Annotated in this window: 16 protein-coding genes; 11 read left to right on the top strand and 5 right to left on the bottom strand. The window is 69.3% G+C overall.

Features of this window, described 5'->3' with window-relative positions; genetic code table 11:
* Positions 1-74 precede the first annotated feature (74 nt).
* A complete protein-coding gene (locus ACIBH1_RS16335) occupies positions 75-1,016 on the top strand; it encodes an ABC transporter substrate-binding protein (RefSeq protein ID WP_397314555.1) in 942 nt (313 codons plus the stop codon).
* On the opposite strand, the gene ACIBH1_RS16330 is transcribed toward ACIBH1_RS16335, so the two are convergent.
* Entirely contained in the window at positions 1,006-2,055 is a 1,050-nt protein-coding gene (locus ACIBH1_RS16330; protein WP_397314554.1) for a PLP-dependent cysteine synthase family protein, read from the bottom strand. The genes ACIBH1_RS16335 and ACIBH1_RS16330 overlap by 11 nt on opposite strands.
* Before the next feature lie 231 nt (positions 2,056-2,286).
* Here ACIBH1_RS16330 and ACIBH1_RS16325 point away from each other — a divergent pair, with 231 nt between their 5' ends.
* Positions 2,287-2,868 carry a sigma-70 family RNA polymerase sigma factor gene (locus tag ACIBH1_RS16325; protein WP_397314552.1) on the top strand — a complete coding sequence of 194 codons (582 nt, stop codon included), beginning with the start codon at positions 2,287-2,289 and terminating at the stop codon, positions 2,866-2,868.
* Here ACIBH1_RS16325 and ACIBH1_RS16320 read toward each other — a convergent pair.
* The gene (locus ACIBH1_RS16320; RefSeq protein WP_397314679.1) at positions 2,865-3,710 is read right to left on the bottom strand and encodes an anti-sigma factor RsbA family regulatory protein; all 846 of its coding nucleotides are present in this window, start codon (positions 3,708-3,710) and stop codon (positions 2,865-2,867) included. The two genes, ACIBH1_RS16325 and ACIBH1_RS16320, sit on opposite strands and share 4 nt — an antisense overlap.
* A gap of 38 nt (positions 3,711-3,748) precedes the next feature.
* The gene (locus ACIBH1_RS16315) at positions 3,749-4,570 is read right to left on the bottom strand and encodes an EamA family transporter (protein ID WP_397314551.1); all 822 of its coding nucleotides are present in this window, start codon (positions 4,568-4,570) and stop codon (positions 3,749-3,751) included.
* A gap of 44 nt (positions 4,571-4,614) precedes the next feature.
* Between ACIBH1_RS16315 and ACIBH1_RS16310 the strand changes: the two genes are divergently transcribed.
* The 6 genes from ACIBH1_RS16310 (at position 4,615) to ACIBH1_RS16285 (ending at position 10,079) form a co-directional block, all read left to right on the top strand.
* The gene (locus ACIBH1_RS16310; RefSeq protein WP_397314550.1) at positions 4,615-5,190 is read left to right on the top strand and encodes a helix-turn-helix domain-containing protein; all 576 of its coding nucleotides are present in this window, start codon (positions 4,615-4,617) and stop codon (positions 5,188-5,190) included.
* Between the two features lie 89 nt (positions 5,191-5,279).
* Positions 5,280-5,585, top strand: coding sequence for a hypothetical protein (locus tag ACIBH1_RS16305; RefSeq protein WP_397314549.1), 306 nt, complete (start codon positions 5,280-5,282; stop codon positions 5,583-5,585).
* 173 nt (positions 5,586-5,758) lie between these two features.
* Positions 5,759-6,400 (top strand): polysaccharide deacetylase family protein, encoded by a 642-nt coding sequence (locus ACIBH1_RS16300; protein ID WP_397314548.1) that lies wholly within the window; start codon positions 5,759-5,761, stop codon positions 6,398-6,400.
* Complete coding sequence (locus tag ACIBH1_RS16295) at positions 6,397-7,893, top strand: helicase HerA-like domain-containing protein (RefSeq protein WP_397314547.1); 1,497 nt, start codon at positions 6,397-6,399, stop codon at positions 7,891-7,893. Before ACIBH1_RS16300 ends, ACIBH1_RS16295 begins: the two co-directional genes overlap by 4 nt.
* Before the next feature lie 30 nt (positions 7,894-7,923).
* A complete protein-coding gene (locus tag ACIBH1_RS16290) occupies positions 7,924-8,574 on the top strand; it encodes a DUF2461 domain-containing protein (protein ID WP_397314546.1) in 651 nt (216 codons plus the stop codon).
* Complete coding sequence (locus tag ACIBH1_RS16285) at positions 8,571-10,079, top strand: DUF2079 domain-containing protein (RefSeq protein ID WP_397314545.1); 1,509 nt, start codon at positions 8,571-8,573, stop codon at positions 10,077-10,079. The genes ACIBH1_RS16290 and ACIBH1_RS16285 overlap by 4 nt, the downstream gene beginning before the upstream one ends.
* Here the strand turns inward: ACIBH1_RS16285 and ACIBH1_RS16280 are convergent.
* Both ACIBH1_RS16280 and typA read right to left on the bottom strand, forming a co-directional pair.
* Positions 10,042-12,639 (bottom strand): hypothetical protein, encoded by a 2,598-nt coding sequence (locus ACIBH1_RS16280; protein WP_397314544.1) that lies wholly within the window; start codon positions 12,637-12,639, stop codon positions 10,042-10,044. The two genes, ACIBH1_RS16285 and ACIBH1_RS16280, sit on opposite strands and share 38 nt — an antisense overlap.
* Before the next feature lie 136 nt (positions 12,640-12,775).
* The gene (typA, locus tag ACIBH1_RS16275) at positions 12,776-14,629 is read right to left on the bottom strand and encodes a translational GTPase TypA (RefSeq protein WP_397314543.1); all 1,854 of its coding nucleotides are present in this window, start codon (positions 14,627-14,629) and stop codon (positions 12,776-12,778) included.
* 191 nt (positions 14,630-14,820) lie between these two features.
* Between typA and ACIBH1_RS16270 the strand changes: the two genes are divergently transcribed.
* Genes ACIBH1_RS16270 through ACIBH1_RS16260 form a run of 3 tightly spaced genes read left to right on the top strand, consistent with a single transcriptional unit; the run spans position 14,821 to position 16,277 of the window.
* Entirely contained in the window at positions 14,821-15,048 is a 228-nt protein-coding gene (locus tag ACIBH1_RS16270) for a hypothetical protein (RefSeq protein WP_397314542.1), read from the top strand.
* Entirely contained in the window at positions 15,035-15,673 is a 639-nt protein-coding gene (locus tag ACIBH1_RS16265; protein ID WP_397314541.1) for a hypothetical protein, read from the top strand. The genes ACIBH1_RS16270 and ACIBH1_RS16265 overlap by 14 nt, the downstream gene beginning before the upstream one ends.
* A gap of 43 nt (positions 15,674-15,716) precedes the next feature.
* The gene (locus ACIBH1_RS16260) at positions 15,717-16,277 is read left to right on the top strand and encodes a hypothetical protein (protein ID WP_397314540.1); all 561 of its coding nucleotides are present in this window, start codon (positions 15,717-15,719) and stop codon (positions 16,275-16,277) included.
* Positions 16,278-16,309: the final 32 nt, after the last annotated feature.

Raw genomic sequence — 16,309 nt, 5'->3', positions numbered from 1 at the left:
GTGCCTCCAAGGTTTGCCGGTTCCGGTGAAGTATGCCAGGTTAGGCATGCCTAAGCTAAACATGGGGGTTCGCTGTGAAACGTTGGGTCCTGGGGGTCGCGCTCGCGCTCGCTCTGTCCGCTTGTGGTTCGACGGCCGAGCAGGCCGCGCCCCAGCAGCCATTCCGGACGATCAAGCACGCGATGGGTGAGACGAAGATCCCCGCCCAGCCCAAGCGGGTGGTCGCGCTGGACCAGAGCTTCGTCGACGCCGTGCTGACCCTGCAGACCCCCGTGGTCGGCTTCACGACCTACCGTTCGGTCGACGACAAGCTGCCCGCCTATCTGGGCGAGGTCGCCGCGCAGTACGGCAAGGACGCCGTCCCGGTGGGCACGCTCGAGTCGCCGAGCCTTGAGAAGATCATCGCGCTCAAGCCCGACCTGATCGTCTCGGCCAAGGTGCGCCACGAGGCGTTGTACGACAAGCTCTCCCAGATCGCGCCGACGGTCTTCAGCGAGACGACCGGCGCGATCTGGAAGGAGAACCTGCGCCTGATGGGCCAGGCCCTGGGCAAGGAGCAGTTGGCCGACGAGACGCTCAAGACGTTCGAGTCGCGCGCGGCCAAGCTGGGTGAGGCGATCAAGGCCAAGGAGGGCGCGCTGCCCACCATCGCGGTGGTCCGCTTCGCCGGCGAGCCCACGACCCGCCTGTACGTCGAGAACTCCTACTCGGGCATCGTGCTGAAGGACGTCGGCTTCCCTCGTCCGGACGGCCAGCCGAAGGACCCGGCCAAGATCGCCGTGGACGTCAGCCAGGAGCGGATCGCCGACTTCGACGCCGACCACATCTTCGTCGCGACCTATCCCGACCCGGCCGCGGTCGGGCCCAAGCAGCAGTTCGTCACCAACCCGCTGTGGGACAAGCTCAAGGGCGACAAGCACGACGTGGCCGACGTCACCTGGATGACCGCCGTGGGCATCCAGGGGGCCAACGCGATCCTCGACGACGTGGCCAAGATCTTCGACGTCACAGGGTGAGGAACTCCTCGAACTCCGCCAGGTGCTGGGCGAGGTCCAGCCCCTGGGCGGCGACCCAGGAGTCGTCGCAGTAGGTGCCGCGGTAGCGCGAGCCCTGGTCGCAGATCAGGGTGACGACGCTGCCGCGCGCGCCCGCGGCGATCATCTCGCGGATGAGGTCGACGGCCGCGGCCACGTTGGTGCCGGTCGAGCCGCCCACGTCGAGCCCGGTGAGCCGGTGCACCCAGCGCATCGCGGCGATCGAGCGGGCGTCGGGCACCTGGATCATGCGGTCGATCACCGACGGCAGGAACGACGGCTCCACGCGCGGCCGTCCGATGCCCTCGATGCGGGAGCCGCTGGCCGTGGTCGAGAGGTCTCCCGTGGTCCAGGCCGCGTAGAAGGCCGAGCCCTCGGGGTCGGCGACGCACAGCCGGGTCGGGTGACATCGGTAGCGCAGGTAGCGTCCGAGCGTGGCGGAGGTGCCGCCGGTGCCCGCGCCGACCACGATCCAGTGGGGCACGGGGAAGGGCTCCAGGGTCATCTGCTGGAAGATCGACTCGGCGATGTTGTTGTTGCCCCGCCAGTCCGTGGCCCGCTCGGCGTAGGTGAACTGGTCCATGAAATGGCCGCCGGTCTCATCCGCCAGGCGCTGTGATTCCGAATAGATCTCGCGGGGATCGGTGACCAGGTGGCACTTGCCCCCGTAGAACTCGATCAGGGCGATCTTCTCGGGCGAGGTGGAGTCGGGCATGACGGCGATGAACGGCAGGCCGATCAGCCGGGCGAAGTACGCCTCGCTGACCGCGGTGGACCCGCTGGAGGCCTCCACGATCGTGGTGTTCGGCCCGATCCAGCCGTTGGCAAGGCCATACAGAAAAAGCGAGCGCGCTAGGCGATGTTTGAGTGAACCAGTGGGGTGGACCGACTCGTCTTTCAAGTAGAGGTTTACCCCCCAGCGCGAGGGAAGCGGAAAGACATGCAGGTGAGTATCGGCACTGCGGTTGGCGTCGGCCTCGACCGTGCGGACGGCTTCGGCGACCCATTGACGGTCCATCATGCCCCATAACGTAACCCATGTGACTCTTACCACACCTCATGCGGAATTGGAGGGAGAGTGTTATGATTATGAGACTTATCCGGCCGTGGACGTGACCACGCACGCCGCGAGCAGACGGATGATTCGCCCCAATGACCAGCTAACGCGCCCCTTACGGGCGGTTTGCGAGCATGGAGTCCGGCGCGTGCGCCGGACCGGGGGATAGCGCAAGGGGGAAAGATCTTGATCACAATGACTGAAGAGCAGCGTCAGGACTGGTTCGAACGCGACGTCGTTCCGGTGACCAACCAGCTGTTCGCCTCCGCTATGCGTCTGACCCGGAACACCGCCGACGCCGAGGACCTGGTCCAGGAGACGGTCACCAAGGCCTTCACCTCCTACCACCAGTTCCGCGAGGGCACGAACCTCAAGGCCTGGCTGCACCGCATCCTCACCAACAACTTCATCAACGACTACCGCAAGAAGCAGCGCTCCCCGAAGCTCTCGGCCGCCGAGGAGATCGAGGACTGGCAGCTGCACGCGGCAGAGTCGCACACCTCCACGGGGCTGAGGTCAGCCGAGACGGAGGCGCTGGAGCAGCTGCCCGACAGCACGGTGATGGACGCGTTGCGTTCGCTGCCCGAGGACTTCCGTGTCGCGGTGTACCTGGCCGACGTGGAGGGCTTCGCCTACAAGGAGATCGCCGAGCGGATGGGCACCCCCATCGGCACCGTGATGTCCCGTCTGCACCGTGGACGCCGCCAGCTGCGCAGCATGCTGGAGGACTACGTCCTCGACGAGGGCGCGAAGGTCCCGGCGCAGCGCGCCGCCTAACGCAGCCGCTGGTGGAGCCGGACCCGCAGGACGCCCGCGTCGGTCCTGGTCTCCACCAGATCGCACAACTGACGACTTATCCAGAGCCCGTATCCCCGCTGGGATTCGGGCTCTGGTGGTATGTAGCCGGGCAACGGGTCGGCCAGCGAGCCGCCCGGGTCGATGATCTCGCAGACCACCTCGCGGCCGTTGGTCCACACCTTCAGCGTGCCGTGCCCGGCGCCGTGCTCGACGCTGTTGGCCGCCACCTCGGAGACGCTGAGCACCAGCGATGAGATCAGGTTGCGCTCCATGCCCGCCGACCTGGCGTAGTCGGCCACGAGCTGGCGCAGCCTGGCCAGCTCGGGAGCGGTGAAGGCGGCTGCGCGCACCTCGCCGACCGGATCGGCCAGGGGAGCACGATCACTGTCGAGGATCAGGTCGTGCGGCTCGACGTAACGCTCGCTCGGCCGTACGCCGTCGGGGGCCAGCTGGGCCGGATGCGTCAGCCACATGTGCTCGGGCGGGGCGGCGTAGAGGCACAACGCCGTGCAGGCCTGGCCGCGCAGGGCGGCGTTGAGTACCGACTCGAAGCGGATCCAGGCCTCGCTCTGCCAGGGCGGCTCGCCCACGATCAGCGTGCGCCGGCCGTCGGCGTACTCGTGCGTGGCGGCCAGGGTGCGCGGCGGGTGTTCGTACCAGCGCGCGGCCACCCGGCGTTCGACGCGCCCGTCGAGCAGGTCGAGCCGGGCAGGCGCGGTGATGGCCAGGACGTGACGGCCCTCGCCCAGCGCTCTCTCGACGTGCGGTCCGACCAGGTGAAGGAATCCCTCGTCCGAGCTGTACGGCACCGCCATGTGCATGAAGTGCACGCAGCGAACCGTAACAAGCGCTTGGCCCGCTAGGCAACGGCAATCATCACCACCGCCCCGAGCGCGCACGCCACCCCGGCCACCTGGACCCCCTGCAGCCGTTCACCCAGCACGAACCGGGCCAGGACCAGCGTGCTGGCGGGGTAGAGCGAGACCAGCACCGCGACCAGGCTGAGCATGCCCTGCTGCTCGGCCAGCAGGTAGAGCACGTTGGCCGCCATGTCGAGCGCCCCGGCCGCGGCGATGATGCCCAGCGCGCCCTTGCCTGGACGCAGGGAAGCGCGGGTGGCCAGCGCCAGCAGGACCGCCGCCGCGATGGAGGTGATCCTGGCCCCGACCAGCGGCCACAGGCCCGAGCCTTCGGGCGCCTGGGCGAGGAGGATGAAGAAGCCGCCGAATCCCGCGCCCGCCGCCAGCGCCGAGAGCACGGAGGCGGCCGACGACCGTTGCCCTCGGGAGGGACTGCGGCCCACCATGACCACCGCGACCACGGCCAGCACGATTCCGGCCAGGGCCAGGACCTCGGGGCGCTCGCCCGTCGCCAGGCCGAACACCACCGGCAGCACGGTCGAGGTCACCGCGGTCGTCGGGGCGACGACGGACATGACACCCGTGGCCAGGGCCCGGTAGAACAGGACGAGCCCGGCCGCTCCGGCCACGCCCGCCGCCATGCCCCACAGCAGGGCCGGCGTCGAGAAGAGCCCTGGCAGGAGAGGCATCAGCAGGAGGATCAGAGCGAATCCGGCGACCTGGGAGAGCACCACGACGGCCAGTACTCGCGACCGGCGCGTCGCCAGACCGCCCAGGAAGTCGGCGGTCCCGTACACCACCGCGCACGCGGTCGCTAACATCACAGCAAGCACAGTTCACTCCATTGCACAGTTAGTACACTCTAATGCGCGAAACTGATGCGGTGACCGCGGCCATCGCCACCAACGTCCGCGGCCTGCGTACCCAGCGGAACATGACCCTCGACGCCCTGGCCGCCCGCTCGGGCGTCAGCCGGGGCATGCTCATCCAGATCGAACAGGCGCGCACCAACCCCAGCGTGTCGACGCTCACCCGGGTCGCCGCCGCGCTCGGCACCACCGTGGCCAAGCTGGTCGAGGTGTCGGACGTGCCCGTGGTCAGGGTCGTCGACAGGAGCGAGATGGTGACCTTCGCCCACGACGGCTCGGCCGCCACGCTGCTGGTGGGCGCCGACTCGCCGATGATCCTGGAGTTGTGGGACTGGCGGCTGGACCCCGGCTCCCACCACGACGGCGACGCGCACCCTCCGGGCACGCGCGAGCTGCTGACCATCCTGGAGGGGGAGCTGACCCTCACCGTGGACGGCAGGAGCCACACCGTCGGGGCCGGCGACGCCGTGTTGTTCACGGCCGATCGGCCCCACCGCTACGCGAATGTCGCCGGGGTAACCGTGCGTTTTGTCATGATGGTCGCCGAACCGCGGGAAGTCTTGGATGTCTGAGTCATGATTGCTCCATCGCGGCGTCAATCTTGGGTACACCAAATGCGTGCGACAAACCGTCAGTTGGGGGGCCAGGCAAAGGAGCGCTCGTGAGCGAAGCTCGCGCTGCGATCGAGAAGCTCAAGATCGAGCTTAACGGTCTCGGTGTGACCGATACGGACGAGGTTGGCGATGGTGCCACCCTTTCCGTGTGGATCGGGCTGGTCGTGCGGTTCAGGGATGGTTTTTTCCGTTGGCAGGAAGGAGCAGTTAAACGACGTCATCTGGGTACAGATCCGGTCGGATGTGCCATTCGTGTGGCGCGTCGCCATGCAGAGTTGCAGGCGGATATTCCACCATGGTGGGAGGAACTGAGCAGAGAGCTGCGGGGGGACTCGGCTCAGGACTATCCGTGATCTAACCTCCGCGTGCGCTTTCGGGGGGAAGCATGCGGTGGGGGGTGTGGGTGCTTCTTGTCGGCCTGGCCGTAGCAGGCTGCAAGGCGCAGGTGTCGACGAGGGAAATGGCAGTACGAGATTTTCCTTCGCCGGCGGCTGACCTGGGAGTGCTGGCTCAGCGCCTGAAGGGGATGCAGGCGCAATGGCCAAAACGGAAAATACCGATAAACTGCGCCAAAATTAAATGTGTCGCGCTGACGTTCGACGACGGTCCCGGTGAATACACCGCCGACCTGCTGGACCTGCTGAAGAAACGCAACGTCAGGAGCACCTTCTTCGTCGTCGGGCAGATGGTCGCCGAGGACCGCGACGGCAACCTGCCCCGCATGGTCGAAGACGGGCACGAGCTCGGCAACCACTCCTGGAGCCACGCCCAGCTCACCGCCTTGTCCAGCTCGGGCATCAAGGCCGAACTCGCCCGCACCCAGGCCATCGTCAAGGACAAGACCGGCGTCACCATGCAGGTCATGCGGCCGCCGTACGGCTCGACCGACGGCAGGGTCGCCGCCGAGAGCCGCCGCGAAGGGCTCGCCCAGATCCTCTGGAACGTCGACACCCTCGACTGGCGCGACCGCTACGCGTCGGTCGTGGCCCGCCGCGCCGCCGCCGCCACCCCGGGCTCGATCGTCCTCCTGCACGACATCCACCGCAGCACGGTCGCCGCCGTGCCCTCGCTGATCTCCTCCTTCTCCCGCCGCGGCTACACCTTCGTGACCGTATCCGAGCTGTACGGCAAGCGCCCGGCACCGGGAAGGAAGTACACCGAACGATGATCGAGTACGACTTCGACAGCCCCACGATCGACCTCGGGGCCCTGCTCGTGGACGGTCAGCCGAGCCCGGCCGACCAGATCCGCATCCCGCTGCGCATGCTCAACCGGCACGGCCTGGTCGCCGGAGCGACCGGCACGGGCAAGACCGTCACCCTGCAGGTCATGGCCGAGCAGCTGTCGGCGCAGGGCGTGCCGGTCTTCCTGGCCGACGTCAAGGGCGACCTGTCCGGCATGTCCGTGCCGGGCGCCGGCTCCGACAAACTGCTCAGCCGTACGGCCGGCATCGGGCAGAACTGGGTGGGCACGCCCTCCCCCGTGGAGTTCTACTCCCTGGGCGGCATCGGCGACGGCATCCCGCTCCGGGCCACGATGACCGACTTCGGCCCCACGCTGCTGTCCAAGGTCCTCGGGCTCAACGACACCCAGGAGTCGTCGCTCGGACTGATCTTCCACTTCGCCGACCAGCAGGGCCTGCCGCTGCTCGACCTGAAGGACCTGCGCTCGGTCATCCAGTACCTGATCGACAATCCCGGGGTGCTGAAGGACGTCGGAGGGCTGTCCAAGCAGACCGCAGGGGTCATCCTGCGCACCCTGGTCAACTTCGAGGCCCAGGGCGCCGCGCAGTTCTTCGGCGAACCCGCCTTCGACACCGCCGACCTGCTGCGCGTCCTGCCCGACGGGCGCGGCGTCGTCTCCATGCTGGAGCTGCCCGCCGTCCAGGACCGGCCCGCGCTGTTCTCGACCTTCCTGATGTGGCTGCTGGCCGACCTGTTCGGCGAGCTGCCCGAGGTGGGCGATCCCGACAAGCCCAAGCTCGTCTTCTTCTTCGACGAGGCGCACCTGCTGTTCACCGGGGCCTCCAAGGCGTTCCTGCAGTCGATCACCCAGACCGTGCGGCTGATCCGCTCCAAGGGCGTGGGCATCTTCTTCGTCACCCAGACGCCCAAGGACGTGCCCGCCGACGTGCTCGCCCAGCTCGGAGCCAGGGTGCAGCACGCCCTGCGCGCCTTCACCCCGCAGGACGCCAAGGCGCTGAAGGCGACCGTGTCCACCTTCCCCAACTCCGGATACGACCTGGAGGAGGTGCTCACCCAGCTCGGCATCGGCGAGGCCGTGGTGACCGTGCTGGGCGACAAGGGCGTGCCCACGCCGGTGGCCTGGACCCGGCTGCGGGCGCCGCAGTCGCAGATGGGGCCCATCGACCCGGTGGTGATGCGCGGCTTCATCGCCCAGTCGCCGCTCATGCCCAGGTACGGAACGGAGGTGGACAGGGAGTCCGCCTACGAGATGCTCGCCGCCCGGGTGCTGGCCCAGGCGCCGCAGGCACCCGCGCCCACCGCGCCCACCGCGCCGCCGCCCCAGCGGCAGGAGCCGTCGATGGTCGAGGGCATCCTCGGCTCGTCGTTCTTCCGCTCCTTCACCCGGTCGATCGCGAACACGCTGGGACGCGAGATCAGCCGATCCATTTTCGGCACGGCCAAGCGACGTCGGTAGTTGTCGGCACGCCGTGGCACTCTGTACGGCATGGCGTTCACTGGTTTCCCCGACGAGGCCTTCCTGTTCTACGAAGGCCTCGAGGCGGATAACTCCAAGACCTACTTCACCCGCAACAAGCATCTCTACGATGACGCGGTGCGGGCGCCGATGCTGGCGCTGGCCGAGGAGCTGGGGGAGGAGTTCGGCGTCGCCACGCTGTTCCGGCCCTACCGTGACGTGCGTTTCTCCAAGGACAAGTCGCCTTACAAGGACCACCAGGGCGCCTTCGTCGACAGCTGCCCCGGGATCGGCCTCTACGTGCAGATCAGCGCCGACGGGCTCTACGTCGCCGGCGGCTACTACAGCGGCGCCTCCGACCAGATCGCCCGCTACCGCGCCGCCGTCGACTACGACCTGACCGGGATGCCGCTGGAGAAGCTCGTCGACTCGCTGCGCGAGGCCGGCTACGCGGTCGAGGGCGAGCGACTCAAGACCAGGCCGCGCGGGGTCGACGAGGCACACCCGCGGCTGGAGCTGCTGCGCCACAAGAGCCTCTACGCCGGGCTGCGCTTCGAGCCCGAGCCGTGGGTGCACACCGCGCAGGTCGCCGAGCGGGTGCGGGAGAGCTGGCGCGACTTCGCCCCGCTGGTCGACTGGCTCTCCGACCACGTGAGGGGCAGCGAGCTGCCGGCCCGGTGAAGGCGCCCACCGCGCGGGCCCGTCGCGACACCATGCTCCTGGCGGCGATGACCGTCGCCGCGGCGGCCGTCTACTCCGCGCTCTCCCTGCTCCGGCTGGCCAACTTCCAGGCCAGCGCCTACGACCTGGTGATCTTCGACCAGGCCGTGCGCTCCTACTCGCGCTTCGGCCCGCCCGTGGCCATCGTCAAGGGCGTCCACAACGACTTCGGGCCCGCCTTCTCCGTCCTCGGCGACCACTTCTCGCCGATCCTGGCGCTCCTGGCACCCCTCTACTGGGTCGCCGACACCTCGGTGACCCTGCTGGTCGCGCAGGCGGTGCTGATGGCGCTGGCGGCGGTCCCGCTGTGGGTGTTCACTCGGCGGGCCATGGGAGTCGCGGCGGCCCACCTGGTCGCCGCGGCCTACCTGCTGTCGTGGCCCGTCGTCGAGGCCGTCGCCTTCGATTTCCACGAGGTCGCCTTCGCGCCGCTGGCCGCCGCGGTCATGCTGGAACGCTGGCAGGCCGGGCGCAAGGTCCACGTCGTCCTCGCGGCGCTCGCGCTGCTGGCCGTCAAGGAGGACATGGGCCTGCTGGTCGCGGGCTTCGGCCTGACCCTGCTCACCCAGCGCGGATGGCGGGCCCTGGACGGCGCCCACGTGGCCGGCGCCGCGCCCCAGGCGCGGCAGCGCGGCTGGAGGGTGATGGGCGGGTGCTTCCTGGCGGGAGGGCTCGGGTTCACCTGGCTGGCGTCGCAGGTGCTCATCCCCGCCTTCGGCGGGCGGCCCGACTACTACTGGGCCTACGGGGCGCTCGGCTCGACGATGACGGAGGCGGCCACGACGGTGCTCACCCAGCCGCTGACGGCGCTGGCCCAGCTCGGCACCCCTCCGGTCAAGCTGGTGACGCTGGGGCTGCTGCTGGGGGTGACGCTGCTGGCGGCGTGCCTGTCACCGGTGCTGCTCGCCGCGGTGCCGCTGCTGGCCGAGCGGATGCTGGCCAGCGCGTTCCCCAACTGGTGGGTGCCCGAATACCACTACAACGCGTTCCTGGTGACGGTGGTCTTCTTCGCGGGCGTCGACGGAGCCTGCCGGCTGCGTGCCGTACGGCGGGCGGGACAGGCGCGGGCCGTGCGGCGGGTATGGCCCGTGGCCGTGCTCGTCGTGGCGGTGGTCAGCGTGCCGTTCTTCTCCCTGGCCACGCTCGCCGACCCCGCGACCTACCAGCGAGACGAGCGCGAGCGTGCCGCGGCCGAGGCCGTCGCGGCGGTGCCAGGAGGCGTGCGCGTCGAGGCGCCCAACAACCTGGCCCCCGCCCTGTCGGCGGGCAACGAGGTCCTGCTGTGGGACCGTACTCCCCGGTGGGCGCCCTGGGTGATCGCCGACACCCGACGCCGGGTCTTCCCCTTCAAGGACGTGGGCGAGCAGCAGGCCAGGGTGCGCTTCCTCCTCGACCACGGCTACCGGGTCACCTTCGAGAAGGCGGGGTTCACGGTCCTTGCGAGTTCTGGACCTGCCCGGTCGTGATCGAGTCGCCGCGCAGGATCCGGTCGACGGTCTTGCCCGCCACGGTGGTGGCCGCCGTGGTGCCCGCAGCGATGACGACCGCGATCAGCGGGGTCGCCAGGCTGCGCACGCTCCGCACGTTGCGCACCCTGCCCCACGGCTCGCCGGCCAGGTGCATCAGCCGCCACTCCCAGTAGAGCCCGAGCCCGATGCACGCCAGCGCCGTCTGCCCGACGACGATGGCGATCACCTGGAACTTGTCGATCGCGCCGATGTCGGGCTCGAACAACGCGGTGACGTAGGCGGAGATCTCGGTGGCCGTGGCGGCCGTCATCAGGTAGAGCGCCTTGGTCATCGGCTGGGTGCCGCGCAGGAGCGGGTAGAAGTAGCCGAACAGGAAGCCGAAGACGGGCAGGGCGAGCAGCCCGCGGGCGTCGAAGACGAAGACGCTCAGGTCGGTGCCCGACGGCCAGCCGAACAGCGCGGCGAACGGCAGGGTCAGCGCCAGCGTGAGCGTGAAGGCCATCACCCCGTTGTGCCACGGCGAGCAGGCCGCCGAGGTGGCGAAGGCGGTCTCCGGCCGGTGTGACTCCTCGCCCAGGGCGTGGTTCAGGTCACGGCGTTGGTTGTCGAAGTCCTCCAGCGTCATCTCCCCGGCGCCGAGCTTGCCGCGGCCGAGCCGATACAGCTCCTGCTTGGCCTGGAAGAGCAGCCGCTGGTGGAGCGCGTCGCGGATCATGTCGCGGTGCTCGGCATGGGTGAGCGGCTCGCGGAACTCCAGGCGAGGCCCGGTGATCAGCCAGGTCGCGCCCAGCCAGGCGATGAGCGAGGTGATCGCCAGCGACGGCAGCGGCACGCCGACGTCGAGCGCGTCCTCGCGGGGCGTCAGGTAGACCACGAGCAGGGCCGCCATCATCGTTCCCTGCACGGCCCTGCTGTTGAGCGCCATGGGCGAGTCGCCGAGCCGCCGCAACCGCAGCACGATCAAGATGAAGCTGAGCAGCAGCAGGCCGAGCATGCCCCGGTAGAGGGCGTCGAGCGGGAAGACGCCGAGCGTCGGGTAGACGGGGTAGGTGTCCTCGATCTGCCTGGTCCACGAGTTGGCGTCGAGCCATTCGCTGGGCCAGCCCTGCACCAGCAGCCCGGCCACGAAACCCATGCCGACGACCACGCGCGACCACTGCCGGGTGGCCACGGCGATCCCGGCGATCGGGATCAGCGACCAGGCCAGGGCCAGCACCAGGCGGGTGCTGTCCGGAGGGTAGGCCTCGCCGCTCATCAGCGCGCGCATCCACAACGCCAGGGCCAGGGTGCCCAGGGCGATGCCCACCGCGATCAGCGCCAGCCGTACGACCATGGCCCGGTCGCCCAGGTCGGCGCCGAACGCCACGGCGGCGCCCGCGGCGGCCGCGGCGGCGATCGTGGCGGTGGCCAGCAGCGTGGGCATGCCGAGCTGGTGGTGGATGCCCGACCAGGTGAGCATGCCGACGCCGATGAGCATGCCGGAGCCGGTGACGACCAGCAGGTCGGTGGTGTTCCACGGCGCGGGACCGGGGACGAGCTTGACGGCGTGGCGCAGCGCGATCGCGGGCAGCAGCACGAACAGCGCCACGTAGCCGACGATCGCCGAGGAGTGCAGCGCCTGCGCCGCGGCCTCGGAGGCCTCGCGCTCGGCCTGCTGCAGCGGGATGGCGATCGCGGCGACGGCGGCGCACAACCCGGCGCCGACGGCCAGTTCGCGGTTGAGCATGCGATACCACCACTCGCTCCCCAGCGCGCGCATCAGGAAGACGATGAGCACGATCGCGGTCAGCACGCCCAGCGCGGCCGACCAGGAGACGTCGGAGTTCTGCGCCGCGTCGACGAGGCTGTGGCTGCGGTGCGCGAGCGTGATCTCGATGTCGTTGGGGTTGATCGTGACCTCGATGCCCTCCTTCGTCTCCTTGTCGGGGACGAAGCCGCCGGTCCTGACGACCACCCACTCCTTCGACTCCACCGAGATCTTGCGATGGTCGACCAGGTAGGGCCGTCTCGTGGGGACCTGGAACTTCACGGTGAGCGGCTCGCCCATGCCGGTCTGGCGCAGCAGGACCAGGCTGTAGGAGACCTTGGTGACCCCGCCGGACGTGGTGGTCTCCGGCGGGCTGCGTCGCGTCGACGCCAGCTCCTCGCCCTTGAGCACCGTCGTGGGACCGAACAGCTCGTTGGTCTCGCTCGCCAGCTGCTGGGGGAACTTCGCGTGCGCCCTGATCCCGTCGAGCAGGGAGCTCTGGCGCGCGTCGACGCTCAGGGTGTGGACGATGGTCAGCTTGGCCTGCCGCCGTCCCACGTCGATGCGGCCCTGCGGCGCAAGCGAGAGGTCGGCTTCCGAGGGGTCGGAGACCGTCACCTTCGTCGTGATCTCCGGCGGGATCAGCGACTCGCTGACCGGCGGGCCATCGGGTTCCGTCTGCAGGGTCTGCGTCTCGAACGGCGGTTGGGGGAATCGTGGCACGGGTTCGGCGGCCGCGGCGCCCCAGACGATCGCCCCGGCCGATATCGCGGCCAGCGCATAACCGATGACCACCCGTAACGGACCCACGGTTACTGATGATCCATTGACAGAGGGAAAGGTTCTAGCGATAGGGATAACGGTCCCATCACGAGAGCGGCGCCGTACCCTCCCCGCGAACGCCGAAGGCCCGCGCGTCCGCGCGGGCCTTCGGGTGGTGCGGGCGCTAGTTGGAGCGCTTGGCGCGGGCGGCGGTGCGCGCGCGGGTGGAGGCGTCGAGCACCACCTTGCGGATGCGCACGGTCTCGGGAGTGATCTCGACGCACTCGTCGTCGCGGATGAACTCCAGCGCCTGCTCCAGCGACAGGACGCGCGGCGGCGTGAGCGTCTCGGTCACATCGGCCGTGGAGGAGCGCATGTTGGTGAGCTTCTTCTCCTTGGTGATGTTGACGTCCATGTCGTCGGAGCGGGAGTTCTCGCCGACGATCATGCCTTCGTACACCTCGGTGCCGGGCGAGACGAACAGCGTGCCGCGCTCCTGCAGGTTCGTCATCGCGAACGCGGTGACGGGGCCGGAGCGGTCGGCGACCAGCGAGCCGTTGTTGCGGGTGCGCAGCTCGCCGAACCACGGCTCGTAGGCCTCGAACACGTGGTGGACCAGGCCGGTGCCGCGGGTCTCGGTGAGGAACTCGGTGCGGAAGCCGATGAGGCCACGGGCCGGCACGATGAACTCCATGCGGATCCAGCCGGTGCCGTGGTTGGTCATGTGCTCCATGCGGCCCTTGCGTACGGCCAGCAGCTGCGTGACCGCGCCGAGGTACTCCTCGGGGCAGTCGACCGTCAGGCGCTCGACCGGCTCGTGGACCTTGCCGTCGATCTCCTTGGTGACCACCTGCGGCTTGCCGACGGTCAGCTCGTAGCCCTCGCGGCGCATCTGCTCGACCAGGATGGCCAGCGCCAGCTCGCCACGGCCCTGCACCTCCCAGGCGTCGGGACGCTCGGTCGGGAGCACGCGCAGCGACACGTTGCCGACGAGCTCCTTCTCCAGACGGTCCTTGACCATGCGGGCGGTGACCTTGGAGCCCTTGACCCGGCCGACCATCGGCGAGGTGTTGGTGCCGATGGTCATCGAGATGGCTGGCTCGTCGACCGTGATCAGCGGCAGCGGGCGCGGGTCGTCGGGGTCGGCCAGGGTCTCACCGATCATGATCTCGGGGATGCCCGCGATCGCGATGATGTCGCCGGGGCCGGCCTCCTCGGCGGGCTTGCGCTCCAGCGCGTCGGTCATGAGCAGCTCGGTGATCTTCACCCGCTGGATCGTGCCGTCGGTCTTGCACCAGGCGACCTGCTGGCCCTTCTTCATCGTGCCCTGGTGGATGCGGCACAGGGCGATGCGGCCCAGGTACGACGAGGCGTCGAGGTTGGTGACGTGGGCCTGCAGCGGCGCGGTCGGGTCGTAGGTGGGGGCCGGGATGGTCGACTTGATGATGTCGAACAGCGGCTCGAGGTCTTCGCTGTCGGGCATGCCGCCGTCGGTGGGACGCGCGAGCGAGGCGCGCCCGGCCTTGGCCGAGGCGTAGACGATCGGGAACTCGATCTGGTCGTCGGTGGCGTCGAGGTCCATGAACAGGGCGTAGACCTCGTCGACGACCTCGGCGATGCGGGCGTCGGGTCGGTCGACCTTGTTGATGCACAGGATGACCGGCATCTTGGCCGACAGGGCCTTGCGCAGCACGAAGCGCGTCTGCGGCAGCGGGCCCTCGGAGGCGTCGACCAGCAGCACGACGCCGTCGACCATCGACAGGCCGCGCTCGACCTCACCGCCGAAGTCGGCGTGGCCGGGGGTGTCGATGATGTTGATGGTCATGTCGCCGTGCTTGACCGCGGTGTTCTTGGCGAGAATGGTGATGCCCTTCTCGCGCTCGAGGTCGTTGGAGTCCATCACGCGGTCGTCGACGTCCTGATTGGCGCGGAACGCCCCCGACTGCCAGAGCATGGCGTCGACCAGCGTCGTCTTCCCATGGTCGACGTGCGCGATGATCGCGATGTTGCGCAGGTCGTCGCGGCGGTTCAAAGGCATGGTGGTGTCTCGCTCTGTAGCTCGTGGGGTCGTCCGCGCGAAGTCGCGGCGACTCCATTTTAGTTGATCCCGTTAGCACCTATGGCGCGCCCTGCGCAAAGCAGTACATTTCAGCCTATGTCTCCCCGGGCCACCCGTCCTCGTCGCCTGTCCGACACCGAACGTTTCCCAGGGTCCGGAGGTGAGTCCGGATGAGGCGGGCGGGCTTCCCGCTGGTCACCTTCCTGGCCCTGACCACCGTGAGCGTGACGGTGGGCCGGCTCTGGGGCATCATCGGACCCGTGGACATCCCGGACCTCGACGGCCTGAGCGTCGCGCTCGCCGGGATTTTCGTCACATGGGTCGTCTGGCTCGCGGCCCGGCCCGAGCGACGCCAGGCCCGGGCGCGCAAGCCGTGGGGGCGCCTTGGCCGACAGTGAGGTCAGGGACGCCGCGACCGGGTGCGCCGCACTCCTGGCCGCCGGCGCCGCCATCCTGCTCCTCGACGAAGGCCTGGCCGCCCTCGTCAGGACCCTCCACCTGCCCGTGCACCGCGACGCCTCGCTCCTGCTGGCGGTGGGCGCCACGGTGCTGGGCTGGCAGCTGATCAAGGCCAGGCGCTCGGGCAAGACGATCCGTGCCGCCCTCAGCAAACGCCGCGAGGGCCAGCGAGCCTGGTGGGCCGCGCTCGACGCCGACAACCTGCGCCTCGCGGCGGCCGAGACCGGCTCGGTGCTGTGCTTCGCCGTCCTGCCCGCCCTGGTCCCGATGGTCGCCCTCACCGGCGGGCACCAGGTGGTGATGCGCGTCTGGCCACCCCTCGTCGGCGCGCTGGTGGCGTGGTGGCTGTGGCAGGACATGGGCCCGCGCGTACGGCAGGCGGGGCCGGTGGCATGGGGCAACGCGGCGGCGGCCTTCACGGCACTCGCGGCGGTGACCATCGAGCCGCGCTGGTGGCTCTACGCGCTGGCCTGGGGCGTGGCGGGCTGGCTGGTGACCATGCCGTACACCGTGCCGCTGCGCCGCACGCTGAAGCGGGAAGGCCGGTTGATCGATGGGTCGTAACGGTTTCTTAGGCGCCGTCGCTCTGATCCTCATCATCGTCAACGTGCTCGTGGACAACCCCGCCCTGGAGGCGGCGATCGCCGGCGCCGTCGTGCTGGTCCTGGTGATCGGCTGGGTCGTGCGCGCCAGACGTCGTGGCGGCGTCCGCGTCGTCGTCAACCGGCACAGAGCCGGGGCCCGCGCCCAGCTCGACGCGATGGACCAGGCCAACCTGCGCAGGCACGGCGTGCTGCCGTTCGCGATATGGCTGGCGGGCGTCCCGCTCTTCACCGTGATGACGCAGGCGATCGATGAGAGCGGGACCGCGCTGCGGATCGCCGTGCTCCCGGTGACCGCCTTGCTGGTCGCGGTGCCGCTCTTCGAGGTGGGGTGGCGGCCCTTCGCGGCCATCCTCGGGGTCAGCCGCGGCGCAAAGCTCGTCGTCGGCGGGACGGCGATCTGGATTTTCGCTTTCCTGGTCGTTCCGCAGTGGCTGACCGGACCCGCCGCTCTGCCGTACATCCTGGGGTGGGGCCTCGCTCTGCTCGTCCTGGGCTTCGTCCACGCCGCGAGATCGAAGGCCAGACTCGGTGACCGATTGATGCCATCACCGTGGCTTAAGTGAGATACAGGACAAAAGTTACTCGCGCTTGCAAG

This window comes from Nonomuraea sp. NPDC050663 (assembly GCF_044456985.1).
Lineage (GTDB): Bacteria > Actinomycetota > Actinomycetes > Streptosporangiales > Streptosporangiaceae > Nonomuraea.
Note: the sequence above shows the minus strand (reverse complement) of the source record. Positions and strands in the feature narration are given on the sequence as shown.